At 71.9% G+C, this 25562-nt stretch carries 17 protein-coding genes and 1 pseudogene; 9 read left to right on the plus strand and 9 right to left on the minus strand.

The annotated features are described in order from the left end of the window. The first annotated feature begins 113 nt into the window (after nt 1–113). A complete protein-coding gene (locus AB1460_RS16720) occupies nt 114–2531 on the plus strand; it encodes a phosphoketolase (RefSeq protein ID WP_368962338.1) in 2418 nt (805 codons plus the stop codon). Nucleotides 2532–2544: 13 nt separating this feature from the next. On the opposite strand, the gene AB1460_RS16725 is transcribed toward AB1460_RS16720, so the two are convergent. After that, a complete protein-coding gene (locus AB1460_RS16725; RefSeq protein WP_368962339.1) occupies nt 2545–3438 on the minus strand; it encodes a universal stress protein in 894 nt (297 codons plus the stop codon). A 95-nt stretch (nt 3439–3533) separates the two neighbouring features. Between AB1460_RS16725 and AB1460_RS16730 the strand changes: the two genes are divergently transcribed. Then, nucleotides 3534–4721 carry an RNA-guided endonuclease InsQ/TnpB family protein gene (locus tag AB1460_RS16730; RefSeq protein WP_368962341.1) on the plus strand — a complete coding sequence of 396 codons (1188 nt, stop codon included), beginning with the start codon at nt 3534–3536 and terminating at the stop codon, nt 4719–4721. 194 nt (nt 4722–4915) lie between these two features. Here AB1460_RS16730 and AB1460_RS16735 read toward each other — a convergent pair whose 3' ends face one another. After that, nucleotides 4916–6415, minus strand: a complete 1500-nt coding sequence (locus AB1460_RS16735; RefSeq protein WP_368962343.1) for an AAA family ATPase — start codon at nt 6413–6415, stop codon at nt 4916–4918. 298 nt (nt 6416–6713) lie between these two features. Between AB1460_RS16735 and AB1460_RS16740 the strand changes: the two genes are divergently transcribed. Beyond that, nucleotides 6714–7649: a universal stress protein gene (locus AB1460_RS16740; RefSeq protein ID WP_368962344.1), complete on the plus strand. Its 936-nt coding sequence runs from the start codon at nt 6714–6716 to the stop codon at nt 7647–7649. A gap of 63 nt (nt 7650–7712) precedes the next feature. Beyond that, nucleotides 7713–8975 carry an acetyl-CoA hydrolase/transferase family protein gene (locus AB1460_RS16745; RefSeq protein ID WP_368962345.1) on the plus strand — a complete coding sequence of 421 codons (1263 nt, stop codon included), beginning with the start codon at nt 7713–7715 and terminating at the stop codon, nt 8973–8975. Nucleotides 8976–8983: 8 nt separating this feature from the next. Here AB1460_RS16745 and AB1460_RS16750 read toward each other — a convergent pair whose 3' ends face one another. The 3 genes from AB1460_RS16750 to AB1460_RS16760 form a co-directional block, all read right to left on the minus strand. Further along, nucleotides 8984–9991, minus strand: coding sequence for an Acg family FMN-binding oxidoreductase (locus AB1460_RS16750; protein WP_368962347.1), 1008 nt, complete (start codon nt 9989–9991; stop codon nt 8984–8986). Between the two features lie 106 nt (nt 9992–10097). After that, entirely contained in the window at nt 10098–11675 is a 1578-nt protein-coding gene (locus AB1460_RS16755) for an AAA family ATPase (RefSeq protein WP_368962348.1), read from the minus strand. Nucleotides 11676–11836: 161 nt separating this feature from the next. Next, nucleotides 11837–13513, minus strand: a complete 1677-nt coding sequence (locus AB1460_RS16760) for a SulP family inorganic anion transporter (protein WP_368962350.1) — start codon at nt 13511–13513, stop codon at nt 11837–11839. 194 nt (nt 13514–13707) lie between these two features. Between AB1460_RS16760 and AB1460_RS16765 the strand changes: the two genes are divergently transcribed. The 4 genes from AB1460_RS16765 (at nt 13708) to AB1460_RS16780 (ending at nt 17801) form a co-directional block, all read left to right on the plus strand. Then, nucleotides 13708–14346 carry a response regulator gene (locus tag AB1460_RS16765; RefSeq protein WP_368962364.1) on the plus strand — a complete coding sequence of 213 codons (639 nt, stop codon included), beginning with the start codon at nt 13708–13710 and terminating at the stop codon, nt 14344–14346. 80 nt (nt 14347–14426) lie between these two features. After that, on the plus strand, nt 14427–14666 hold the full coding sequence (locus tag AB1460_RS16770; RefSeq protein WP_368962351.1) for a hypothetical protein: 240 nt from the start codon (nt 14427–14429) through the stop codon (nt 14664–14666). Between the two features lie 84 nt (nt 14667–14750). Continuing rightward, nucleotides 14751–15788, plus strand: coding sequence for a universal stress protein (locus AB1460_RS16775; protein WP_368962353.1), 1038 nt, complete (start codon nt 14751–14753; stop codon nt 15786–15788). Between the two features lie 288 nt (nt 15789–16076). After that, nucleotides 16077–17801 (plus strand): GAF domain-containing sensor histidine kinase, encoded by a 1725-nt coding sequence (locus AB1460_RS16780; protein WP_368962354.1) that lies wholly within the window; start codon nt 16077–16079, stop codon nt 17799–17801. 68 nt (nt 17802–17869) lie between these two features. Here the strand turns inward: AB1460_RS16780 and AB1460_RS16785 are convergent, their stop codons facing one another. Continuing rightward, nucleotides 17870–18283, minus strand: a complete 414-nt coding sequence (locus AB1460_RS16785; RefSeq protein ID WP_368962355.1) for a DUF2267 domain-containing protein — start codon at nt 18281–18283, stop codon at nt 17870–17872. 340 nt (nt 18284–18623) lie between these two features. Next, nucleotides 18624–19232: a hemerythrin domain-containing protein gene (locus tag AB1460_RS16790; RefSeq protein WP_368962357.1), complete on the minus strand. Its 609-nt coding sequence runs from the start codon at nt 19230–19232 to the stop codon at nt 18624–18626. Between the two features lie 307 nt (nt 19233–19539). Between AB1460_RS16790 and AB1460_RS16795 the strand changes: the two genes are divergently transcribed. Beyond that, a complete protein-coding gene (locus AB1460_RS16795) occupies nt 19540–19944 on the plus strand; it encodes an inorganic pyrophosphatase (protein WP_420497290.1) in 405 nt (134 codons plus the stop codon). Between the two features lie 239 nt (nt 19945–20183). Here the strand turns inward: AB1460_RS16795 and AB1460_RS16800 are convergent, their stop codons facing one another. Both AB1460_RS16800 and AB1460_RS16805 read right to left on the minus strand, forming a co-directional pair. Beyond that, entirely contained in the window at nt 20184–21770 is a 1587-nt protein-coding gene (locus AB1460_RS16800) for a toll/interleukin-1 receptor domain-containing protein (protein ID WP_368962358.1), read from the minus strand. A 160-nt stretch (nt 21771–21930) separates the two neighbouring features. Further along, nucleotides 21931–25562: pseudogene (locus tag AB1460_RS16805) on the minus strand (hypothetical protein); the annotation flags it as partial.

Genomic DNA, 25562 nt, shown 5'->3' on the forward strand with positions numbered 1-25562 from the left:
CCTGCTCCTGAGGAATCCGAACGGAAGGCAATCAGTACCGTGACCGATCAGCAGAACACGGCCGCCGGCGCGAGGCCGCGGGCCGAGCGGCACCGCACCGGAAAGAATGACGTATGACATTCCCAGGGCTGCTGTCAGGCCGCGAGCTCGACGAGTCCACTCTGAACGAGTCCGAGCTGGGCAGGCTGATCGACTACTGGAACGCGGCGAACTACCTGACTGCGGCGCAGATCTACCTGATGGACAACCCGCTGTTGCGCCGGCCGCTGTGCCGCGACGACATCAAGCCGCGGCTGCTCGGGCACTGGGGGACGTCGCCGGCGCTGAACCTGGTCTACGCCCACCTGAACCGGCTGGTCCGCCGGACCGGTCAGGACGTGCTCTATGTCGCCGGCCCCGGGCACGGCGGGCCGGCGCTGGTCGCCAACACCTACCTGGAGGGCACCTACTCGGAGATCTATCCGGGCGTGTCGCCCGACGTCGCCGGGCTGACCCGGCTGGTGCGGCAGTTCTCGACGCCGGGCGGCATCCCCAGCCATGTCAGCGTCCCGACGCCGGGCTCGATCCACGAGGGCGGCGAGCTCGGCTACGCGCTCGTCCACGCCTTCGGTGCCGCGTTCGACCACCCCGATCTGCTGGTCGCCGCGGTGGTCGGCGACGGTGAGGCCGAGACCGGCCCGCTGGAGGGCAGCTGGAAGGGCGTCGACTTCCTCAACCCGGCCCGGGACGGCGCGGTGCTGCCGATCCTCAACCTCAACGAATACAAGATCGCCAACCCGACGGTGCTCGGCCGCCTTCCCCGCGAGCGGCTGAACCACCTGTTCGCCGGCCACGGGTACGACGTCCTCTGGGTCGAGGGCGACGATGTCCGCGAGGTGCACCGCGCCTTTGCCGCCGCGCTGACCACCGCGCACACCCGCATCCGCGACATCCAGCGGACGGCCCGGCAGCCGGGCCGCACCGTCACCGAGGCGCCGATCTGGCCGATGATCGTGCTGCGGACACCCAAGGGCTGGACCGGTCCGCACGAGGTGGACGGTGTCCTCGTCGAGGGCACGTTCCGCGCGCACCAGGTGCCGCTGGCAGGGGTGCGGGACAATCCCGAGCACCTCGCCCAGCTCGAGACCTGGCTTCGTTCCTATGAGCCGGAGCGGCTGTTCGACGCCGACGGGCGGCTGGTTCCCGAGCTGGCGGCGCTCGCCCCGGAGGGCTCGGCGCGCCTCGGCGCCACCAGCTACGCCAACGGCGGCGTGCGCACCGAGCCGCTGCGGCTGCGTGACTGGCGGGCCCACGCGCTGGAAGTCGACCCGGCCCGGCGCGGCAGCCTCGTGCACGAGACGACCCGGCCGCTCGGCGAGCTGCTGGCCGACGCCTACCGGGACAACCCGACCACGTTCCGGGTCTTCAGCCCGGACGAGCTGGCCAGCAACCGGCTCGGGGCGATCCTGGACGTCACCGACCGCTGCCTGGTCGCGCCGACCGACCCGCGCGACGACCGGGTCAGCCCGGACGGCCGGGCGATGGAGGTCCTCTCCGAGCACCTGTGCGAGGGCTGGCTGGAGGGCTACACCCTGACCGGCCGGCACGGCCTGTTCGCCACCTATGAGGCGTTCGCGATGGTGTCGGCGTCGATGCTCATCCAGCACACCAAGTGGCTCCAGGAGGCGAGCCGGCTGGCGTGGCGCGCCCCCGTGCCCAGCCTGAACGTCCTGCTGACCAGCACCTGCTGGCGCAACGACCACAACGGCTTCTCCCACCAGGGGCCGGGGCTCATCGACACAGCCGTGCCGCTCTCACCCGGGGTCGTCCGGGTCTGGCTGCCGCCGGACGCGAACAGCCTGCTCTCGGTCGCCGACCACTGCCTGCGCAGTCGCGACCACGTCAACCTGATCGTCGCCGACAAGCAGCCGCACCTGCAGTACCTGACCGCCGACGAGGCCGACGAGCACGCGGCCCGCGGCGGATCGGTCTGGGACTGGGCCGGCACCGAGGCCGGCCTCGACCGTGAGCCCGACGTGGTCCTCGCCGGGATCGGTGACGTGCCGACGCTGGAGATCCTCGCGGCCGCGGACCTGCTCCGCCGGTACGTGCCCAGCCTGGCCGTCCGGGTCGTCAACGTCATGGACCTGATGGCCCTGCTGCGTTCGGACCTGCATCCGCACGGGTTCTCGACGCCGATGTTCCGCGCGCTGTTCACCGATGCGACGGATGTGGTCGTCGGCTTCCACGGCTACAGCCGGGCTGTCCACCAGTTGCTGCACGGCCGGGCGAACCCGCAACGGTTCCATGTTCGCGGGTTCACCGAGCAGGGCACGACGACGACTCCGTTCGACATGGTCGTGCGCAACGGCCTGAGCCGCTATCACCTGGCCCAGCTCGCCGTGGAGTTCGCCCGGACGACCCGTCCCGGCACGGACCGCCTGGTCAGTCACTGCCAGGACCAGCTGACCCGCCACCACGCCCACGTCACCGAGCACTTCGAGGACCTGCCCGAGATCCGGGAGTGGACCTGGTCGGGCGGCGACATCTGAACCCGGCTGCCAGCTAGTCGGCTGCCCGGACGACCGCGACCGGGCAGCCGGCGTGGTGCACGCACTGGTGGCTGACGGAGCCGAGGAGCAGCCCGGCGAACCCGCCGTGGCCGCGGGCGCCGACGACGAGCAGGCTCGCGTCGGTGGACATCCGGAGCAGGCCCGCCGCCGCCGCGCTCTCGACCAGCACCGGCTCGAGCCGCAGGTCGGTGTTCTCCTCCTGGACCTGTGCGACGCAGTCGTCCAGCAGCGCCCGCGCCGCCTTCTTCAGGACCAGGAGGTCCAGCCCTGCGTACGCCCCCGGGTAGAGCGGGGCCATCGGGAGCCAGGAGTGCACGACACGCAGGCTGGTCTCACGCGACCTGGCCTGCGACGCAGCCACCCGCAGCGCCGCGACCGAGGCCGCGGAGCCGTCCACACCGACGACCACCGGGCCCGACGACCGGAGGTGGCCGGACCGCACGACGACCACCGTCGGGCTCGCCCTGTGCAGGCAGCTGTCGGTGACCGACCCGGCGAACAGACGGTGCTTCCGGTTGGCCCCGTGTAGCCCCAGGACCAGCATCTCCGCCTCGGCGGAGGCGTCGAGCAGCGCCTCGGCCGCGTCCCGTCGCTCCACCTTCTGGACCATCGCGGTGGGCTGGGAGGGCGTGGCTGCGCGGCTGATCGCGGTGTGCAGCACGTGGTAGGCCGCGGCCTCGGTCTCGTGTTCGCCGGCCGTCCCGGCGCCCGCCTTCTCCGCACCCGCCGTCCCGGTCGCCGAGGACACGGCGGGCGGGCAGTGCTTCGGATCCCAGGCGAGCATCACCGTGAGCGGGCAGTCCTGCCTGCGCGCCTGCGCCATCGCCCACCGCAGCGCCTCCTCGGCGTCGGCCGACCCGTCCACTCCGACCACGATTCCGGCCATCGGGATCTCGCCGTGGATACCGCGGCCTTCAGACCGGGGAGGAAACGGTGCCCTACGCGGGAACGCATACGAAATCCTTTCAGTAGAATCGGATCATGTCCCGCTACCGGCTCGATCCGGCACCCGGACAGGTCGCCGGGCTCGAGGAGCACTGCGGGCATGCGCGTTTTGTCTGGAATCTTGCCGTCGAACAGCAGTCGTGGTGGACCCCCTCTCGGGGGAGGGCGCCGAACCATCTGGAACGTTGCCGGCAGTTGACCGATGCACGTGCGGAGTTCGACTGGCTGCGGGCTGGGTCGCAGACGGTTCAGCAGCAGGCGTTGCGGGATTTCGACCAGGCTATGTGTAACTTCTTCAACGGTTCGCACAGGCATCCGGGCTACCGGAAGCGCGGCCAGTCCGAGGGTTTCCAGATCGTGGGGAGAAACGCCAGGGTCGAAAAGCTGAACCGGAAGTGGTCCCGCTGCTGGGTACCGAAGGTCGGCTGGGTGAAGTTCCGCGTGTCGCGGAAGGTTCCGGACTTCAGGTCCTATCGGATCACCCGGGACCGGGCGGGCCGCTGGCACATCGCCTTCGCCGTCGCACCCGAACCGATCGACGCCCCCGGAACCGGGAAGATCGTCGGGGTGGATCGCGGGGTGGCGGTGTCGGCCGCACTGTCGACGGGGGAGCTGCTGGTCTGCCCCGGGCTGCGGCCGAAAGAAGCGGAACGGCTCCGCCGAATGCAACGCCGGATGGCCAAGGCCAGGCGGGGCAGCAACCGGCGCGCCCGGCTCCGGGACCAGATCGCCCGGGTGAAAGCCCGGGAAGCCGAGCGGCGCAAGGACTGGGCCGAGAAGACGTCCACGGACCTCGCCCGCCGGTACGACCTGATCCGGGTGGAAGACCTGAACATCCGCGGGATGACCCGGTCGGCACGCGGCACGGTCGCCGAGCCGGGGAGGAACGTCCGGCAGAAAGCCGGGTTGAACCGCGGCATCCTCGCCAACGGGTGGGGGCTGCTCGTTCGACGGCTGGAGCAGAAAGCGCCCGGCCGGATCGAGAGGATCCCGGCCGCCTACACGAGTCAGCGTTGCTCGGTCTGCGGGCATGTCGCCGCCGCATCGCGCGAGAGCCAAGCGCGATTCCGGTGCGTCGCCTGCGGGCACACGGCCAACGCCGACACCAACGCGGCATGCAACATCGCGGCTGGACGGGCCGTGACTGCGCGGGGAGGCACCGGGTTGCCGGAGCCCAGGAACCGCGAACCTCAACATTCCGCACCTCCCCTCGTGGGCGTGTAGGAGTTGGAATCCCCGCCCTTCAGGGCGGGGAGGACGTCAACGCACTCTCTCCTTCGCGGCCCGGCGGAAGCTCGTCTCCCGTGCAGTGAACACGCGACGGGAGAGTCTCTGCGAGGGCCGGTTCCGGCCGCACGCCGGGCTGGCGGGCTTTCTGGGCGGCCGCGTGTTCCGGACGGTGGCGGCGCCGGTCGGCGTCAGTCGACGATCCGCGCCGCGGCGGCGACCGTCTGGGCGACGGAGGCCGTGGTGTCGACGTCGAGCGCGGTCGGCCAGGGGTCGGCCCGGTGCGCCATCGACGCGTACACCGCACCGGTCGCGTCCGAGGCGTCCGCGCCGGTGCCGCATGCCTGCCCGGCCCGTCGCGACGCGATGCGGGCGACGGCGATCCGCGTCGGCGCCACGCAGCGGACCTGCGTCAGGTCGGCGCCGGTCTCCTTCGCCGCCTCGGCCGCGAGCTCCCGGAACCGCCGGGATGACCACGAGGCGTCGAGGACGACGCTCTGCCCGCGTTCCAGCGCCCGCCGGGCTCTCGTGACCAGCTCGGCGTAGCTGCGCTCGGTGGACTCGGCGTTGTAGATACCGGTTCCGGGGGCGACATCGACCGCGACGTGCGGGGCGAGGCCGGCGAGCTCCTTGCGCACCACGTCCGAGCGCAGCAGGGCCCACTCGTCCTGCGCGGCGACCAGACCGCTCGCCAGTGTCGACTTGCCCGTGCCGGGCAGCCCGCCGACCAGTACCAGCCGCACCCGGCCTCGACGGAGGTGCGTCAGCGCGATGTCGGCGAGCTGGCGGGCCTCCTCGGCGGCGTCCGGATCGCCCTGATGGTCGCGGATGCAGGCGATGCGTACCCGGACGAACGCCCGGTAGGCGATGTAGAGGTGCTCCAGCGACGCCGGATGGGTCTCGCCGGAGAACTCGCGGTACGCGTCGAGGAAGGCCCGGGCCGCGGCCGGGGCTCCGAGCCGCTCCAGGTCCATCGCGAGGAAGGCGACGTCGGCGAGGACGTCTCCGACGCGGAGCTGGCGGTCGAAGTTGATGCAGTCCAGGATGCGGGGGCCGTCGTCCAGGCAGTAGATGTCGTCGGCGAGCAGGTCGCCGTGCCCGTCGCGGATGCGCCCGGCCCGCTGCCGCTCCGCCAGCAGGGGTCCCCGCCCGGCCAGGTACCGCAGGGCAAGCCGGCCGATCTCGTCGACGGTGCCGGCGTCCAGGATCGAGCCGCAGAAAGGCGCCACGGCGTTCATCGCCTCCAGCCACAGCGCCTCCAGATTGGCGAGCCCACCGGCCCGGGAGATCTCCGGCGAGCTCTCGCAGCGTTCGTGGAAGGCCGCCATCGTGCGGGCGATCGCGCGCAGCTCGCCGGTCAGGTCGGCATCGCCGCGCACCAGTTCCGAAAGCCTGCGGTCGGCGGGCATCCGGCGCATCACGACCATGTGGTCGTGCGGTCGACCGCGCTCGTCCCGAATGTCGGCGACGCCGAGGTAGACATCCGGGGCCAGTCGACGGTTGAGGCGCACCTCGTCCTCGCAGGCAGCCAGCCGCGTCTGCCGGGTCCTGAGGTCCACGAAGCCGAGGTCGACCGGCTTGCGCAGCTTGTAGACGCGGTCCTCGGTCAGGAAAAGGATCGCGGTGTGCGTCTCCACGGTCTCCCGACTGTCGAGACGAAGCTCCTGCACCGAACTCTCCTGAACCAGCATCGACGTCTCCAGACATGTTCGGGACGAAATGCGCCACGACCATCGACGTACGGTGATCCGGGGCCAGCCGAGTAATCCGGGCTCCGAGATCGTCCGTCGTGGTCCGACTCCCTCCGCGGAAAACGATGCCCCGTTCGGGCCGGGCCGTCAGGGGACGATCGGGACGCCGGCCCACCCGACCTCCTGCCCCGTGCCGGCGGGACCTTCGTCGGTCCCGGCGATCCTCTCGCCACGCCACGCTGGGGCGGGCACTTCACGTCACCCCCGAACGGGGGCCGACAACAGCCAGGAGGCAGCCGTGAGCACCGAACCCACCCGGGGGATCCTCGTCGGCATCGACGGCTCCGCAGGTTCCGAAGCCGCGCTGCGCTGGGCCTACCGGACGGCCCAGGTCGAGCGGCGCCCGGTCACGGCCCTGCTGGGATGGACCGCGGACGGCCTGCCGCGGCCGGTCTACCAGGCGGCCGCCGCCGCGGAGCACGGCGCTCTCGCGGCGGCGGCCGCCCAGATGCTCGACCGGACGATCGCCCGCGTCCCGGCGCCGCGGCCGGCGGTCGAGCTGCGCAGGCTCGTCGTCGACCAGGACCCGGTGGACGCCCTCGTCGCGGAGGCCAAGAACGCCGCGATGACCGTGGTCGGAGCACGCGGCCCGGGCCTGGCCCACCGCATCCTCGCCGGTTCGGTCGCCCACCGGCTCCTGCACCGTTCCTCCGGCCCGGTCGTGGTCGTCCGCGGGACAGCCGACGAGGCCGGTCACGCCGACGAGGCCGGTCACGCAGATGAGGCCGGCCCCGTGGACGAGACCGCCCCGCAGGACCGGCGGCCGGTCGTGGTCGGCGTCGACGGCTCGGAGCCGTCGCAGGCGGCCGTCCGCTGGGCCGCCGCGCAGGCCGCCGAGCGTGGGGCGCCGCTGCACCTGGTGTACGGCTACCGTGTCGACATCACCAGCTTCGGTGTGTCCGCGGACGAGTTCTACCCCTCGCTGCGCACCGACGCCGAGCGGCTTCTCGCCGACGTCGCGACCGCCGACCTCGACGACGAGGCCGACCTCGAGGTCCGTCAGCTCGCGGTCGACGACACCCCGGCCCGCGCGCTGCTGCGCGCGTCGGCCGAGGCCCAGCTTCTCGCGGTGGGGACCCGGGGGCGCGGCGGCTTCGCCGAACTGGTGCTCGGCTCCACTGCGCACCAGTGCGCGCTGCACGCGGACTGCCCGGTCGCCGTCCTCCACGGCTGAGGCCGGGTGGGTTCCCGGCCGGCAGTCCTCGCGACGGCCCGGCGAAGCCGGGACGATACGGGTATGCACACCGTGAGTGAGACCCTGCTGGCGGATCTGATCGCCGCCCGCCTGGCCGGCCACGGCGACCAGCTGCCGACGGTGGTCGCGTCCGGCAACTTCGCGACCCCGACGGTCGCCCTGGGCGCCGTCGACCGTGCCCTGGCCGGGTACCGCCTGTTCGTCCTCAACGCCCAGCACGGCGTCCCGGACCGGGCAGGCGTGATCCCGGTGACGCCGTTCGTCGGCCCCGGGATGCGGGGGCACCCGGGTCTGGAGTACCTGCCCAGCCGTCTCAGCCTGGTTCCGCGGCTGTTCGCGGGCGCGCACCGCCCCGACGTGGTCGTCCTGCACACCAGCCGCCCGGTCGACGGACGGGTGTCGATGGGCACCGAGGTCAACATCCTCCCCGCGGCGGTGGAGGCGGCCCGGGCGGCCGGCGGTCTGGTCGTCGCCCAGCTCAACCGCAGGATGCCCTACACGTTCGGCGACGGTGAGATCCCCTGCGACGCGGTGGACCTGGCGGTCGAGGTCGACATGCCGCTGGCCAGCCCCACCCCACGGCCGGCCGGCGACGTCCAGCGGGAGATCGGTGGCAGGGTCGCCGCGCTGGTGGTCGACGGTGCCACCCTGCAGCTCGGCATCGGGGCGGTGCCCGATGCCACGCTCGCCTCGCTCACGGGCCGGCGAGGGCTGCGGGTGTGGACCGAGACGTTCTCCGACGGTGTCCTCGCGCTCGACCGAGCGGGTGCCCTCGACCCGGACGCCCGGCTGGTGACCAGCTTCGTGTTCGGCTCGGACGAGCTGTACACGTGGCTTGACCGCAACCCCCGGGTACGGCTGCTGCGCACCGAGACCGTCAACGACCCCGCCGTCATCGCCCGCCAGCACGCGATGACCTCGATCAACACCGCGCTCCAGATCGACCTGCACGCGCAGGCGAACGCCTCGTACATCCGCGGCACGGTGTGGTCGGGATTCGGGGGGCAGCCGGACTTCGTCGCGGGCGCCCTGCACGCGCAGGACGGGCGGGCTGTCATCGCCCTGCCCAGCTGGCATCCCAGGGCCGATGTGTCCACGGTCGTGTCCACGCTGACCGAACCCACGACCAGCTTCCAGCACAGTCATGTCGTCAGTGAGCAGGGCATCGCCGCGCTGTGGGGGAGCAGCCAGCAGCAGCAGGCCCGCGACCTCGTCGAGAAGGTCGCGCATCCCCGCGCCCGCCCCGCGCTCGCCGAAGCCAGTGGTGCCCGGCCGCGCCGGGAAACCCGGTCGCACGTGGCCTGACCGGGAGATCAGCCGGCTGTGTCGAGGACTTCGGAGAGCGGGCGGCGTGGGGTCGCCGGCAGCGCGGGAGCGGACGCGTCCGGGTAGCCCACCCGCAGGATCATCTGGGCGGCCCCGCTCCCGCCGGTGGTGTCCCGGACGAGGCCGCGGGTCGCCTCGATGTCGATCGCCTGGCCGAGCGGCGAGGTGGCCAGGCCCGCAGCCGTCGCGGTGAGCAGCACCCGGCCGAGCGCCCGCCCCGCGCGGAGCCGGTCCGCCACGCTGTCCGCGTCGGTGCCGAGCACCAGCACGCCCGGGTGCTCCACCTCCAGCTGGCGCAACCGCTGGCCGGCCTCGCCGACGACGTCCAGCTCGCGGAGCGGGAACTCCGACTGGCGCGGCTGCCCGGAGCCGACCACCGCGCTGCGCGGGATGCCGTCGGGCGCGTTCGGATCCGTGCGACTCCACTCCCGCAGCTCCGCCTGATAGGCCGGATCGTGCGTCTCGATCCAGTCCGCCCGCGCCAGCAGCACCGACAGCTCCACCCGGGCGTCCGGGTTGACGAGTGCGACCAGCCAACATCCCTCCGCCTCGGCCGCCCGCCGCAGGACGCGGGTCAGCTCGGCCGGGAGGTCGGCGGGGTCGAACGGGCGGCGCTCGGTGTGCCGGCGGGTGATCGCGGCGGTGAGCGCCGCCTCGTCCTCCGTCGGCGGTCGGCGGCCCATCACACGGAGGGTGGCCAGCCTCCCGGTGAGGATGTCGGTGCCGTCCGGCAGCTCGTCGACCACCACGTCGAGCCCGGCGTCGCGCAGCGTCAGCCACGCGTTGAGCAGCGCCGCGCCGCAGCTCACCACCAGTTGCCGATGGTCCGGGTCGACGACGGGGACCGCGCGGGCCAGATCCGCGGACAGCTCCAGGGCGTCCTCGCGCAACCGCCACCGCCACGGCTGGGAGTTGTGGATCGACGGGGCGAGGACCGCGGCCTCCACCGCGGCCCGCCCCTGATCGGCGGTTATCACCATCCCGCGTGTGACCATGAGCTCGCTCTTCTCTGGGTTCGGGTCCGTGTCCCGGCACTGTTGTCCGCGGTCATGCGTCCGCGGTCATGCGTCCGCGGTCATTGTCATGTGCCTGCGGTCATTGTCATGTCGTCGCCCGCCGCGCGGCCCGCAGGACGCCCTCGGGTGTGCTGGCGTACGGGAGGGTTCTTGCCTCGGGCCAGGGATCAGCGGAAGGTGGCTCACCCGCGGACCCGGAACCGGATGACGGGCTGACCGGTCGGAGTACCGGCGCCGGCTGCGTCGCTGCCCGGGGGTGAGCCGCGGGCGCACACCGGAGCTGGACGAGGTCGGCCGCGGTGGCATGGGCCAGCGCCGCCGCGCGGTGGCGGTCGCGGCGCAGGGCCCACGGAGCGTCGAGGACGACGGTCTCGCCGCGCTCGGCCGCGATGCGCGCGTGCCGCAGCAGCTCGTCGTACCCCGCGTCGGTGGTGGCACCGGTCGCGCTGTCCGGACCGCTGTCGGCGACCCCGGCGACCCCGGCGGCCCCGGCGGCCCCGGCGGCCCCGGCGGCCGTTCGCCCGGTGGCCGGGGTCTCGGCCCGCAGCAGTGTCCATCCCTCCGCTTCGGCCAGGGCCGCGGCCAGCTGGCTGCGCCCCGACTCCGCGGGCCCGCCGACGAGCACGAGCCGCACCCGCCCGCGGCGCAGGTTCGACAGGGCCAGGGTGGCGAGTGCGCGTGCCTCGGCCGCGGCGGAGCTGTCGCCCTGGGCGTGCCGGGTGCAGGCGACCTTGCAGCGGACGAACGCCCGGTAGGCGACGTAGAGGTGCTCCAGCGATCTGGGGTGGGTCTCCGCGGCGTGTTCGCGGTAGCGGTCCAGGAAGAAGGCGGCGAGATCGGGGCGGCCGAGGCGTTCCAGGTCCATCGCGAGGAACGCGATGTCCGCGAGGATGTCACCGACGCGCAGTCGCTGGTCGAACTCGAGGCAGTCCAGGATGCGGGGGCCGTCGTCGAGGCAGTAGATGTCGTCGGCAAGCAGGTCGCCGTGGCCGTCCCGGATCAGTCCGCGGCGCTGCCGCTCCCGAAGCAGGGGTTCGCGCCCGTCCAGGTAACGGGCGGCGAGGCGGCCGAGGGCGTCGATGGTGGCGGGGTCGAGAACGGTTCCGACGTAGGGCTGGATGCCTGCCATGCCCTCGTCCCAGAGCCGGCGCAGGGCGGCGGGAGAGGCGGCGTCGCTGATCTGGGCGGAGGTCTCGCAGCGGCTGTGGAAGCCGGCGAGCAGGCGGGCCACGGCCCGCAGGTGTCCGGTGACATCATCGCCGGCGGCGACAAGGGCGGACAGCCGGCGGTCGGCCGGGAGGCGCCGCATGACGACCATGTGGTCGCAGAGGTCGCCGTCGGGGCCGACCACGTCGGCGACACCGAGATAGACGTCCGGCGCCAGTCTCCGGTTCAGGTCCACCTCGTCGTGGCAGGCGGCTCGGCGTGCCTGCCGCGTGCGGAAGTCCAGGAACCCCAGGTCGGCGGGCTTCTTGGTCTTGTAGACCCGGTCGCCCATGAAGACCAGGACGGAGGTGTGCGTCTCGACCAGCCGGGCCGGCTGCACCGCCGCGTCCATGACCGCGGGCCCGGCTGGACCGGGCCGCGGGGGTACCGAGGCCACCGCCCGTTCCGGGGCTGCCGCCGAGGTAGGGACCGTACCTGCCGCTGTCGCCACACCCATGTCTCGACCCTGCCCCCGAAACGCTCCGGGTACCGCATTCCTGAGTAGCACGGACGGGGTTCGAAGGTCCCGGACGAGCGGGACCAAGGAAGGGTCCCAGGCCCACGAGGGCAGCCACGGAAGACCACTCCGGGCCGCCCGGTCCGAGGCACCCTCCACGTTCAGGGGTGCCGGCCCTCCGGGCGCGGGCGGTGGGCCGCGGTGGCGGCACGCATGGTGGGAAAGATCATTTCGGGCTGGACCTTCGCGGTCAGCCCGTACGCGGTGAGGTCGTCGAGCAGGTCGTGCTTGACGTGGGCCAGGCCGAAGGCGACGCCTCGGCCGGTCACCTCGGCGCGCAGGTCCTCGAGGGCGTCGAGAGCCGTGATGTCGACCTCGACGATGGCCTCCATGTTGAGGACGAACCAGTCGACGTCGTCGGTGCACGCGTCGAGGGCCGCGAGTGCGCGGCGGCGGAAGTTCTCGGCGTTGGCGAAGAAGAGCGGCGAGTCGTACCGGTAGGCGAACAGCCCCGGCACGGTGTGGGCGCTCGGGTAGTCGTCCACGTCGTGCATCCCGTCCAGGCCGGGGACCTGCCCGAGCACCGCGTCGTGCGGCCGGGCGACCCGGGCCAGCAGGTCCAGCAGCGACACGCCGATGGCCACCAGGACCCCGTACAGGATGTCGAAGACCAGCACGCCGCCGGCGGCGGTGAGCGCGAGCGACAGCTCGCTGCGCCGGAACGAGGCAAGCCGGCGGAACCCGGCGACGTCGATCAGGCGGACCGCGGCGAAGATGATGATCGCGCCGAGCGTCGCCCTCGGGAACATCGCCAGTGCGGGGCGCCCGAAGGTGAGGACCAGGACGACGGCGACCAGGGCGACCAGGGAGTACCCCTGGGTGCGCGCGCCGCTGGACGCGGCGAGCGCGGTGCGGCTCCCGCTGCTGCTGACCGGGAAGCCCTGCCCTGCTCCCGCCCCCAGGTTCGCCGCCCCCAGGGCGAACAGCTCCCGGTTGGCGTCGATGCGGTGGCTGTCGCGACCGCCGAAGGCACGGGCGGTGAGCATGTTGTCGGCGAACCCGACGAAGAGGATGCCGAGCGCGGACGGCCCGAGGTCGACGAGGTCGGAGCCCGTGGGCAGCACCAGATGCGGGAGGCCGCCCTCGACGGCACCCACCACCCGGACGCCGTGCCCGTCGAGGCCGAACACCCAGACCGCGAAGGTCGCGATCATGATCACGATGAGGGGGCTCGGCAGCCGGGGCGCCCAGCGGTGGAGCGCGACGAGCAGGGCGAGGGACGCGGCGGAGACGGCGAGAGTGCCGAGGTGCAGGTGGTGCAGTGAGCCGGCGAACGAGTGGAGTTCCCCGTACAGACTCCCGCTGTCGACCGGGACGCCGGTCACCTTCTCCGTCTGCCCGACGATCATGATGACCGCCACGCCGGCGAGGTAGCCGACGAGGATCGGCCGGGAGAGCAGCTGGGCGATGACGCCGAGCCGGGCGATCCCGGCGGCGATCGCGAGGACCCCGACCCCCACGGCGAGGGTGGCGGCCAGGGCGGCGTGCCGGTTCGGATCACCCGCCGCCAGCGGGGCGACAGCGGCCGCCGTCATCAGCGCCGTGGTGGATTCCGGGCCCACCGACAACAGCCGCGACGACCCGAGGACCGCGTAGGCGACGATGGCGGGCGCGATCGCCCACAGGCCCGCCACGGGCGCCACGCCCGCGAGTGCGCCGTAGGCCATGACCTGCGGGATCAGGTAGGCGGCCACGGTCAGGCCACTTGCGACGTCCCCGCGCACCCACCGGCGGGAGTAGCGGGGCAGGGATGGGAGGCGCAGGGGTACCCGGGGCACGTCACTCCTGGTTGCTGGTGGCGCAGGTTGTTCCGCTCGCCGGACCCAGTTCGTCCGGTCTGTCAGAAAAGAGGATGTCCCAGGTCACGGGCTGACCTGTGCAGCCTTCGGCAGGGTTGCCGAGGGCAGCAGGTCCTGTTCCCGTGTGCCGAACGGCTCCGCCGGCAGTGCCCGAGGCCGTATCGTCGCGGCCCATGGAGAAGATCCGGGTGTTCGTTCTCGACGACCACGAGATCGTGCGGAACGGTCTGCGTCAGACGCTCGCCCGGCATGACGACATCGAGCTCGTCGGGGAGGCCGGGCTGGCCGCGGAGGCGCTGCGGCGCATTCCCGCCCTGCGCCCGGACGTGGCGGTGCTGGACGGGCGGCTGCCGGACGGCAGCGGCATCGACGTCTGCCGTGAGGTGCGGTCCACCCTCCCGGACGTGGCGTGTCTGATCCTGACGTCGTACGACGACGACGAGGCGCTGTTCTCGGCGATCATGGCTGGGGCGGCCGGCTACGTGCTGAAGGAGATCCGGGGCAACGACCTGGTCGGCGCGATCCGGGCGGTGGCGTCGGGGCAGTCGCTGCTGGCGCCGTCGGTGACCCGCCGGGTGCTGGAGCGGCTGCGGGAGGGCCCGCACCAGGATCCTGCGCTGGCCTCGCTGAACCAGCGTGAGCGGGAGATCCTGCAGCTGATCGCGGACGGTCTGACGAACCGGCAGATCGGTACCCGGCTGGGCCTGTCGGAGAAGACCGTGAAGAACTACGTGTCGAGCATCCTGGAGAAGCTCGGCCTGGCCAGCCGTACGCAGGCCGCCGTCTACCTCTTGAAGCAGGCCGGCGAGTAACCACCGCGACCTTCGCCTTCCTCACGCCGTCCCCGACGGCGGCGCCGCGGCCGGTTGTCTGGTCGAGTGAGCCGCGTCGTGTGGACCGCGCCCTGCCCGGCTCGGCGACGGTAGTCGGGGTACGCAGCGGGCACAACGTGGCTGTCGGCGTCGCCTTCGACCGGCTGGTGATCGAGTTCGCGGACCAGGTCCCCGGCTACGACATGCGGTACGTCCCCGACGTGCGCTCCCCGAACGGCCTGGGCGTTGACGACCGGGTCGGTTTCCGGGTGCTCGAGCTGTCGAACCCGCCACGGCTGGCGATCGACCTGGCGGCATGAGGCCCGCCCCGCCCGCGGTGGCAACGCGCTCGTGGCGGTCAGGGCGAGGCGCGGGTGACGCGCCGACGATGGGGGGGCTGAGTGATGGCGGCGACACCGCCTCGTTGGAGGGCCCTGCATGGTGATGACGACGAGGTCGGCTGGCCGGACGGGCCCGGTCGGGACATCGTGGTCGGGCTCGACGGTTCCGCGGACTCGGAGCGCGCACTGCACTGGGCCGTCCGGGAGGCCGTGCTCCGCGGGACCGGTGTGCGCGCGGTGCTGGCCTGGGCGTCCGCCGGACCGCCACAGGACGGATCGCGCCCGCCACCGGCGACGTCGCCGGAACATCCGCGGTGGACGGCCCAGTGGATCCTCAACGAGGCGGTGGACAGGGTGCGTGCGGAGGAGCCGTACGCCCGTATCGTGGCCCGGACCGTCTTCGGGCCTCCCGTGCGGATGTTGCTGGCCGAGGCCGACGGCGCCGAGATGCTCGCTGTGGGTGCCCGCGGCGCGACTCCGTCCGGCCGCATGCCGACCGGCTCGGTCAGCCTCGCCTGCCTGCACGGCGCGCCTGTCCCGGTCGTCATCGTGCACGGCGGCGGCGCCGGCTGGGAGGGCCACCGCCCGATCGTCGTGGGTGTCGACGGCTCGGCCTCCTCCCAGGTCGCGCTCGCCTGGGCTGTTCGGGAGGCGCGGCTGAGGGCCGCCCGGCTACGGGTCGTGCATGTCTGGACGCCGCCGCTCGCGTTGGAGGACGGGACCGGTGCGGCAGGCGAGGAGCTGTTCCGCGCCGCCGAGCTGTTCCGCGCCGCCGCCCGTGTGCTCCTTGACGATGCTGTGCGCGTCCTCCATGGGCCGGCCGGCGCCGGAGTCGAGGCGGAGCCGGTGCTGGTGCGGGGCGGGGTGAGTCGCGAACTCATCAGTGAGGCCGCCCGGGCGCAGATGCTGGTTCTCGGCGCACGGGGCCGGGGTGGTTTCGCGGAACTCGTGCTCGGCTCCACGAGCTCGCAGTGCGTGGCGCACGCCGGCTGCCCGGTCGCCGTGGTGCGCGGGACCGCCGGTGGCGCCGCACTGGAGGGACCGAAGGTCCTGGCGAACCGGCAGGCAGGTCGCCCGGGGGCCCACACTCCCGTCCTCTGATCGCCGGTGTCGAACAGGCTCTGTCGGTGACGACCAGCGATCCTATGGACGCGCCACCAGCAGTCGAAGGCCGGACCGCAGTGTGGTCGGGCCGCTGCCGGGCCCTCGCGAAAAGCGGCCGAACGAGGCGCCTTCGCGTATTCTGCTGGCGTGGCGGCAAGATCGCAGTCATCTGCCTCATATCTGTCGGATGCAACGCATCCGACCGGCCCACAGGCCGGCAGCCCACAGGCCGGGCCGGTCGTACCGCCGGTGCCGCCGCCGGGAGACGGGCTGACATTTCCCGCGGTGGCCAGGCTGGAGCTCGACGACCTGCTCAGCCAGCTGGTCGATCGGGCCCAGGACGTGCTGGCCACGCAGGGGCGGTTGCGCGGCCTGCTCCAGGCCAACCAGATCATCACCACCGACCTGCGGCTGTCCGTCCTGCTGCGGCGTGTCGTCGAGGCCGCCTGCGACCTGCTCGGGGCCCGCTACGGCGCCCTGGGGGTCATCGCGCCCGACCGCACACTGGAGGAGTTCGTCCACGTCGGCATGGATGAGCCGGACGTCGATCGGATCGGGCATCTGCCTACCGGGCACGGTCTGCTGGGCCTGCTCATCGACGACCCCCGTCCGCGCCGCGTCGACGGCATCGCCGGCGCCGCCGGCTCCCAGGGCTTCCCGGCGGGTCATCCGCCGATGACGACCTTCCTCGGGGTGCCGATCATCGTGCGGGGGCAGGTGTTCGGCAACCTGTATCTGACCGACAAACACGGCGGCCTTCCTTTCACCGCGGAGGACGAGGAGCTCGCCCTCGCTCTGGCGGCCAACGCCGGCGTGGCGATCGCGAACGCGCGGCTCTACCACGAGTCGCAGCAGCGGCATCTGTGGATGACTGCGTCGGCGGAGGTCGCCCGGTTGCTGATGGCCGGCGCCGACGACGCGCTCACCGCTGCCGCGCGCCGGGTTCAGGACGTCGCCGGCGCGTCCTTCGTCGCTCTCGCGCTGCGCGCGGATGACCACGCCGACCCGGAGGGAGACCTGGACCACGGCGGGCATGTCCGGGTCGCCGCGGCGCTCACGGCGCCCGCCGTCGAGGGCGGGGCTGATGTCCCGGTCGAGGGCGACACCGAGCGCGTCGGTCGTCTCATCCCACTGGAGCACACGCTGACCGGACGGGTGATCGGCGAACGGCAGGCCCTGCGCGTCGCCGACGCGGAACTCGACGCGGTCCCGGACGAACGCGGGCCGGACACCGGGCCGCTCCTCGTCCTTCCTCTCGTCACCGGCGCCGAGCAGTGCATCGGAGCCCTGCTCATCGGGCGGCACCGCGGCGCCCGAGCCTTCACCGACAGCGACCTCGACGTGGCCACCGGCTTCGCCGGCCACATCGCCGTCGCCCTCGAGCTCGCCCGGACCAAGGCCGACCAGGAACGCCTGAGGGTCCTCGCCGACCGCGGCCGCATCGCCCGCGACCTGCACGACCACGTCATCCAGCGCATGTTCGCCGTCGCCCTCGGCATGCAGGATCTCGCGCAGTACGAGAACCCGTCGAACGCCGAGCGGCTCAGCGGCTACGTCGAGGACATCGACGCCACCATCAAGGACATCCGTCGCTCCATCTTCGAGCTGCGCGGGCAGGGGCCCGCCAGGCGCGGCCACCTGCACGCCGGGCTCACAAAGATCGCCGCGGAGGTGCGGCCCGCTCTCGGTTTCGCCCCCGCCCTCAGCCTGACCGGTCCCCTCGACACCGTCGTCGACGACCAGCTCACCGACCACCTCCTCGCCGTGGCGAGGGAAGCCCTGACCAACGCCGCCCGGCACGCCCACGCCACGCGGGTCGAGATCCGCGTGGCGGTGGAGGGGGACACGGTCACCCTCGAGGCCGTCGACGACGGTGTCGGCCTCGGTGACACCGCCCGCCGCAGCGGCCTGGACAACCTACGGGCACGGGCCGAGGGGCTCGGCGGCACCTTCACCGCGACGACCGCGCCGGCCGGTGGGACTCACCTGCGCTGGACCGCACCTCTCTGACGAGACGCCGCCGGACCCTCTGACAGGGCACTGCCGGGCTACCCGACCGTCGTTCTTCCAGACTCTGATCAGTAGTGGATGACCGGCTCGCGGCCCAGCAGGTCGGCGTAGTCGCTGGGGAGCTGCCCAGCGACATCCTCGAACTCGCCCGGACCGACCGACGCCTTCAGCGCCGCGACCACCGCCCGGGCGTGTTGGCGGGCATGCGCCTCGTCGCAGCCCTCGCCCTCCCGCTCGGCGACGCGCCGATAGAACTCGTCGAGCCCGAACCGTTCGCCACGGCCGGCTGGCGGCAGTGCCTGGGCGAACAGCGGCGGGAGCTGGGAGGCCAGGTCCTTGGTCTCCCCGCCGGACAACCGCTCGCCGAGTACCGACAGAGTCGCCCGCACGGCGGCCTCGGCGTGCTTGACGCTGTCTATCCGGGCGGTCCCGCGGACGGCGGAGACGATCTCGTCCTGCTTCAACAGCTTCACCTTTCCCATCAGCGACACGCTCCGAGCGGGCCTGTGGGTGGTCCCGACACCGGATCCTGGCCTCGGCGGCCATGCTCCGTCAGGTGCTCCTTCCGTCATCGCCCTCCCCGCGGTGCCGGGCGCGAAACCGTCCCGCCTTCGCGGATGGCGCAGTTCTCGCCCGATGCGCGCGACGAGGAGGGAACGCGCGACGAGGAGGGAAACGGACCGCCCCCGGGACGAGGCCAACGTCGTCCCCGCCTGGCCGGGCGTCACGAGTAGCACGGACAGCAGCACGAGACGCTGCGCGGTCCGGAGACAGCCGGACCTGTCGGCGTGCCCCCGGTGGGCCTCTTGCCATCGCTGTCGGTCATGCCCTCCGACCACCTCGTGGCGGCCGATGCGATGACCGCACCGCGTCGAGCACCCGGTCGATGATCGAGGCGACCGGCCCGATGGTCCACTGGGCCGCTGGTGACCCCGCAGTGAACGGGTGCGGATGGGTAGGAGCGATCTTCTCGACGGTGCGCAGCCGGCGGCCCATGTGCTCGAGCTGGTCCTCGGTGCGGGCGGCGCGGATGCGTGGGAACTCCTCGCTTTCCTCGTGCTCGGCGTGATCGGAGACGGCCTTCTCGAACTCGGCGAGCCGGCGGTCGAACTCGGCACTGTCGACGTCCATCTTCTCCAGCACCCTGAGGACCTGGGCGGCCTCGTCCTCCTCCCGGTTGCGGGCCTCGGCGACGGTCCGGTCGGCCTCGGCGGTCACCGGCCGCAGGACCATCTCCTCCGCCGTCTCGTGCACCGCGAGCAGCGCGCGCAGCTCGTCGAAGGCCTGCTTCCTGTGCTCGCCCGTCGTGCTCTGGATGTCGGCGAAGAGGTCACGGACGCGGGCGTGCTGACGGAGCAGGACACCCACGACGTCGTCGTCGGGCAGCTGGGCGGCGCGGGCGCGCTCGACCTCGGCTTCGCTCATCGCCATCGGGCACTCCATCCCGTGACGCCCCGCCCGGCGAGGCGGGGCGGATTCGGTGGACAGATCTGGACGTGCCCGGGTGCCCGGGTCCGAACCGCCCCCGCGCTGCTGCTCCCGGGCAGATCACCGGGGGTGGTTCCTCGGCGTCGGTCTGTTCGCTCTGATCGTGCCTGGCCGCCCTCGAGCCGCCTCGGAGACCGCGGACGGCGATCGGCGTCACCTGGCCTTCGATCCGCCAGCGGGACGGAGCTCGTCCTCGACTACAACGCCCACACCCAGCCGTCCAGTCAGCTCGGCCGCACCATCGTCCTGGGTGCGGGGGCCGGGCGGTTTCCGCGGTTCTTGGAAGGCGGCGATCATGTCGGAGAAACACCTCTTTGGCATCCTCAGCGAGCTGGTGGCTACCTCGCGCCTGGTAGTGGACCGTCCGGCCGGAAGCAGGCATCCGCGAGTGCCGCAGGCCGTGTATCCCGTCGACTACGGCTACCTGGAAGGCACCGTGGCCGCCGACGGCGACGGTGTGGATGTCTTCTGCGGCAGTGCCGCCTGCACTGGCGTCGTGGGATTCTTCGTGACGGCAGATCTCGTCAAGCGCGATGTGGAGATCAAGGTGCTGATCGACTGCACCGCCGACGAGATCGAAGGTGTGCGACATCTGCTGGACGATGTCCTGGAGATCGGCGGCATGCTCGTGCTGCGGTCCACCGAGCCTGACTGAGGACGCCGAAACACCTGTGCGACGCCGCCATCGGTTGCGCCACCTCGGTCTTCCGCCCGCGGCAACTGACACCAGGTCACGCCGAAGAGCATTGAGGCATGGAGGATGCCAGGACGCTTGTCCGGGAGCGGGAGGTGTCGTCGGGAGTTCGCGATCAGTCAGAGTCCCGTCCCCCGCGGTGGTGTGCTCTTCCTCGACGAGGCTCCAGAGAACGCAAGTGCACCCGAGGTGGTTGATCCTTAAAGGCCTCGGGCATTCCAGACTTGACCGGCGTCCCAGAGGATGATCTTGTCGTGGCTGGCGGTGGCGAGCAGGGTGCGTCCGTCGCGCAGCGGCACGGCCGCCATCGTGTGCACCGCCTTTTTGTGGCCGGTGATCGTGGCGACGTGGTCTGTGTTGGTGGGGTCCCATAGCCGCACGGTGCGATCGTCGCTGGCGGTGGCGAGGAGGGTGCGGCCGTCATGCAGCGGCACGGCCGCCAAGGCGCGCATCCCGTAGCTGTAGCCGGTGATGGTGGTGACGTGGTCTGCGCTGGTGGGGTCCCATAGCTGCACGTCGCGGTCGTGGCTGGCGGTGGCGAGGAGGGTGCGGCCGTCATGCAGCGGCACGGCCGCCAAGGTAGACACCGAGTGTTGGTGGTGGCCGGTGATGGTGGCGACGTGGTCTGTGCTGGTGGGGTCCCATAGCCGCACGGTGCGATCGTGGCTGGCGATGGCGAGGAGGGTGCGGCCGTCATGCAAGGGCACGGCCGCTATGTCGCGCACCGAGCCGGTGTGGCCGGTGATGGTGGCGACGTGGTCTGTGTTGGTGGGGTCCCATAGCTGCACGGCGCGGTCGTGGCTGGCGGTGGCGAGGAGGGTGCGGCCGTCATGCAGCGGTACGGCCGCCAAGGCTGTCACCGAGCCGGTGTGGCCGGTGATGGTGGCGACGTGGTCTGTGCTGGTGGGGTCCCATAGCTGCACGGTGCGATCGTCGCTGACGGTGGCGAGGAGGGTGCGGCCGTCATGCAGCGGCACGGCCGCCAAGGCGCGCACCCAGTTGGTGTGGCCGGTGATGGTGGCGACGTGGTCTGTGCTGGTGGGGTCCCATAGCCGCACGGTGCGATCGTCGCTGGAGGTGGCGAGGAGGATGCGGCCGTCATGTAGCGGCACGGCGGTCACGGCGCGAACCCAGTCGGTGTGGCCGGCGAGGGTCCGGTGGCCGGTGCTCTTCCTGATGGTCTGCAGAGACTCCAGGGGGCTGACGTGGTCAGGGCCGAGGGTGCGGCGTTGGTAAGCGAGTAATCCCTCACGGCTCTGTCGATCATTCGGGGAAGTGGAAGTGTCGGCGGGATCAGGGGCACTGGTGGGGAAGGCCGGTGCAGTGGTGGGTTTGGCGCGTCCGGTGAGGGCGTGGCGGACGTGGTCGAGAAGGTGTCGGACGGCTTTGTCGGAGTCATGGTCGAAGAGGTCGATGGAGACGACGGCGCCGAGTAGCCCCGGCCGTGGGCAATCTGCGACCCGCAAGGGCAGGAGCTTGCGTTCGAAGCCGAGGGGGTCCGCAGCCTGGGCGGCCTGCCATTCCGCCTGCCCGTAGACCGAGGTCAGGTAGGCGTGAGAGAGCACCGCGACCGTGCGTCGGGCATGTTGCACGCCTTGTTGCATGCGGACCTGCCAGTTCGATCCGGCGACGAAGTCCCAGGCTTGGACGAGCACCCGGTAGCCGGCTTCTTCGAGCTGCCAGGAGATCCACTCCGCCCATTCACGATCAGCCGCCGTGTACGAGATGAAGAAGTCCCAGCCCGGATCGCTACCGATCGCGCCGTCCGTGTTGCCCCCGCCTGTCACCCGGCTAGTGTGCCACCGGCACGGAACGCGTCAGATCGTCCTGCTATGGCGTGCGCCAGGTTCCCTGTTTGTGACGTGGAACACGGTGTACTTTCGTTTCCTCGACGAGGCTCCAGAGAGCACAAGTGCATCCGGTCTGTCCGTTTTCGCGGTCAGCTAGTCATTCCGAAGCTTGGCCGGTCTTCCACAGGAGGATCGTCTGGTCGTCGCTGGCGGTGGCGAGCAGGGTACTTCCGCCGCGCAGTGTGACGGTTATCAGGGCGGTCACCATGCTGGTGTGGCCGGTGAGGGGTTCACCGAAAGGCTGTCCGTTGGTGGGGTCCCACAGCCGCACGGTCTCGTCGTTGCTGGCGGTGGCGAGCAGGGTGCGCTGGTCGGGGAGCGTGAGGGCGGTCAGGGCGGTCACCGGGCGGGTGTGGCCGGTGAGGGGTTCACCGAAAGGCTGTCCGTTGGTGGGGTCCCACAGCCGCACGGTCTCGTCGTTGCTGGCGGTGGCGAGCAGGGTGCGCTGGTCGGGGAGCGTGAGGGCGGTCAGGGTGGTCACTGTGTCGGTGTGGCCGGTGAGGGGTTCACCGAAAGGCTGTCCGTTGGTGGGGTCCCACAGCCGCACGGTCTTGTCCCAGCTGGCGGTGGCGAGCAGGGTGCGTCCGTCGGGCAACATGAGGGCGGTCAGGGCGGTCACCGGGCGGGTGTGGCCGGTGAGGGGTTCACCGAAAGGTTGTCCGTTGGTGGGGTCCCACAGCCGCACGGTCCGGTCGTTGCTGGCGGTGGCGAGCAGGGTGCGCCGGTCGGGGAGCACGACGGCGGCCAGGGCAGTCGCCCCGCGGGTGTGGCCGGTGAGGGGTGTGTCGTGGGGTTCTCCGTTGGTGGGGTTCCACAGCCGCACGGTCTCGTCGTTGCTGGCGGTGGCGAGCAGGGTGCGCCGGTCGGGGAGCGTGAGGGCGGTCAGGGCACGCACCCCATCGGTGTGGCCGGTGAGGGGTTCACCGAAAGGCTGTCCGTTGGTGGGGTCCCACAGCCGCACGGTCTCGTCGTCGCTGGCGGAGGCGAGCAGGGTGCGCCGGTCGGGGAGCACGACGGCGGCCAGGGCGGTCACCGGACCGGTGTGGCCGGTGAGGGGTGTGTCGTGGGGCTCTCCGTTGGTGGGGTTCCACAGCCGGATGGTTCGGTCGTTGCTGGCGGTAGCGAGCAGGGTGCGCCGGTCGGGGAGCACGACGGCGGCCAGGGCGGTCACCGGGCGGGTGTGGCCGGTGAGGGGTGTGTCGTGGGGTTGTCCGTTGGTGGGGTTCCACAGCCGGATGGTTCGGTCGTTGCTGGCGGTAGCGAGCAGGGTGCGCTGGTCGGGGAGCGTGAGGGCGGTCAGGGCGGTCACCCCATCGGTGTGGCCGGTGAGGGGTGTGTCGTGGGGTTCTCCGTTGGTGGGGTTCCACAGCCGGATGGTTCGGTCGTTGCTGGCGGAAGCGAGCAGGGTGCGCCGGTCGGGGAGCACGACGGCGGCCAGGGCGGTCACCGGCCCGGTGTGGCCGGTGAGGGGTTCACCGAAAGGCTGTCCGTTGGTGGGGTCCCACAGCCGCACGGTCTCATCGTCACTGGCGGAGGCGAGCAGGGTGCGCCGGTCGGGGAGCACGACGGCGGCCAGGGCGGTCACCCAGTCGGTGTGGCCGGTGAGGGGTTCGCCGGCGGGTTCTCCGTTGGTGGGGTTCCACAGCCGCACGGTCTCATCGTCGCTGGCGGAGGCGAGCAGAGTGCGCCGGTCGGGGAGCGTGAGTACGGCCAGGGCGTTCACCGGGCGAGTGTGGCCGGTGAGGGGTTCACCGAAAGGCTGTCCGTTGGTGGGGTCCCACAGCCGCACGGTCCGGTCGTTGCTGGCGGAGGCGAGCAGGGTGCGTCCGTCGGGCAACGTGAGTACGGCCAGGGCGCGCACCGCGCGGGTGTGGCCGGTGAGGGGTTCACCGAAAGGCTGTCCGTTGGTGGGGTTCCACAGCCGCACGGTCCGGTCGTTGCTGGCGGAGGCGAGCAGGGTGCGCCGGTCGGGGAGCGTGAGTACGGCCAGGGCGGTCACCGCGCGGGTGTGGCCGGTGAGGGTTTGGTGGGTGGTGCCGTTCCAGATGGCGTGTGAGGGTCGCCAGTCCCGGCCGAGGAGAAGCCGGGCGGTGTTATCGGCGAGGGTGCCAGCGCGGGTTTTTCGGGCGGAGATCTCGATCCATTCCAGGCGGGACCGGTGGGTGGTGCCGCGCCCGGAGGCGAGTTCGAGCGCGCCGAGGGCAGCGTGCGCCTGGGGGTCAGTGAGGCGGTGTCGTTGCTGGAGCAGGGGGCCGATCCCGATGCGGAGGGCGAAGTCGGGGTCGTGGAGGAGATCGGAGAGGGTGCCGGCGTGCGCGGCGTGTTCGGCCAGGTGAGTACGGGTGTAGTCGCTGGTGGCTTGCCAGTTTCGTTGGTCGGGTGGGCCGGGGGGTGTGAGCATCGTGGTGATGCGCTGGTGTGCGGTGCGGGTGGCGGCGGCCAGGTCGTCGGCGAGATCGCGCAGGTCGTCGTTGTCGCTGTCGGCGAGGGTGGTGCCGGTGGTGAAGTCGCTCAGGCTTTGGTGACGGGGGAGGTAGAGGTCCTGGCTGGCGGAGTTCCCGCGGCGGGTGGCGAGGAAGGGCCGGAAGGAACCGCGGAGAAGCACGCGGGTGGCGGGTTCGGGGACGCCGGCCCAGGTGGCGATCGTGCCGGCGGTCTGGGGTTCGCGGATCGCGGTCACCGTGGCGAGTACGGGGAGGCCGTGGGCCTGCCAGGTGCGGTCGCCGAGGTCGGCGCGCCAGCTGTGGAGGTTGTCGGCGTAGTAGCCGGCGAGTTCTACGGGGAGGCTGTCGACGTCGGTGGGGTTGCGGTTGTGGTCGCGGATCTGGTCAAGGACGGTCAGGGCGTAGATCCACACTCCGCCGGAGCGGTCGAGCAGCGTCCGGCAGAACCGGTCTCCCGGCATCTCCGCCCGATCCAAGGCATTGATGATCAGTGGGTCGTGGGCGGTGATCGCGCTCAGGTAGTCGAGCAGATCCTGTCGGTTGGTGGTGCTTTCGACATCGATGCGTTCGACCCGTGATCCGGTGGGGATGGCGTTGGTTCTGGGGCGGGTGGTGGCCACGATGACCGTGCCCGGTGGCAGGGCCGGGGAACTCCCCCTCGGCCTCCCCCCGGCCGGTGGGGGTGGGGCTTCATCGAGGCCGTCGACGAGGAGGATCACGGGCTGGTCGGGTTCGTCGCGGTCGCGGATCTTCGCGGCGTCGCAGAGCCGGCCGTAGAGCCAGGTGGTGTTGTCGGCCTTGTCGGGCAGGACTCCGCCGGGGGCGGCGTCGTGGAGCTGCCAGCGGGCGATGAGTTGGGCGGCGAGGTTGAGCCGGGCTTTTTCGGGGGTGCGTCCTTCTGGGAGGCGGGTGAAGTGCGCGGGCCAGACCCTTGTGAATGCCAGGTAGGCCGCCAACGCCGACTTCCCCATACCTGCCTCTGCCTCCACCAGCAGATAGCCACCCCGGCGCTGCTGCACACACCGGCCGATGAAGGCGTCGATCTTGCCGATGAGGTCGGTACGTCCCCGGAACCGGGCGACCGGGTTGCTGGTGTCCGCCGGATCGGACAGGCGTAGATCCCCAGGTAGCGGATCGAGATCGATCGTGGCGTGCCGCAGCAGCTGGAACGGGTTGGAGAACCGCTGTTGCAGGACCTGCCCGTAGTTGACCCCGACTGCCGGCCCACCGGTGGAGGTGACGTCCCGAGCTGCGGCGGGAGGTTGCGTGTCTCTTATAAACCTCT

It is taken from the genome of Parafrankia sp. FMc2 (assembly GCF_041008525.1).
Classification (GTDB): Bacteria; Actinomycetota; Actinomycetes; order Frankiales; family Frankiaceae; genus Parafrankia.

Coding starts and splice junctions, on each gene's coding strand:
- AB1460_RS16735 (WP_368962343.1), bottom strand. CDS start 6,415: ATGCTGGTTCAGGAGAGTTCGGTGCAGGAGCTTCGTCTCGACAGTCGG.
- AB1460_RS16725 (WP_368962339.1), bottom strand. CDS start 3,438: ATGGCCGGAATCGTGGTCGGAGTGGACGGGTCGGCCGACGCCGAGGAG.
- AB1460_RS16720 (WP_368962338.1), top strand. CDS start 114: ATGACATTCCCAGGGCTGCTGTCAGGCCGCGAGCTCGACGAGTCCACT.
- AB1460_RS16745 (WP_368962345.1), top strand. CDS start 7,713: ATGCACACCGTGAGTGAGACCCTGCTGGCGGATCTGATCGCCGCCCGC.
- AB1460_RS16750 (WP_368962347.1), bottom strand. CDS start 9,991: ATGGTCACACGCGGGATGGTGATAACCGCCGATCAGGGGCGGGCCGCG.
- AB1460_RS16775 (WP_368962353.1), top strand. CDS start 14,751: ATGGCGGCGACACCGCCTCGTTGGAGGGCCCTGCATGGTGATGACGAC.
- AB1460_RS16785 (WP_368962355.1), bottom strand. CDS start 18,283: ATGGGAAAGGTGAAGCTGTTGAAGCAGGACGAGATCGTCTCCGCCGTC.
- AB1460_RS16730 (WP_368962341.1), top strand. CDS start 3,534: ATGTCCCGCTACCGGCTCGATCCGGCACCCGGACAGGTCGCCGGGCTC.
- AB1460_RS16790 (WP_368962357.1), bottom strand. CDS start 19,232: ATGGCGATGAGCGAAGCCGAGGTCGAGCGCGCCCGCGCCGCCCAGCTG.
- AB1460_RS16755 (WP_368962348.1), bottom strand. CDS start 11,675: ATGGGTGTGGCGACAGCGGCAGGTACGGTCCCTACCTCGGCGGCAGCC.
- AB1460_RS16765 (WP_368962364.1), top strand. CDS start 13,708: ATGGAGAAGATCCGGGTGTTCGTTCTCGACGACCACGAGATCGTGCGG.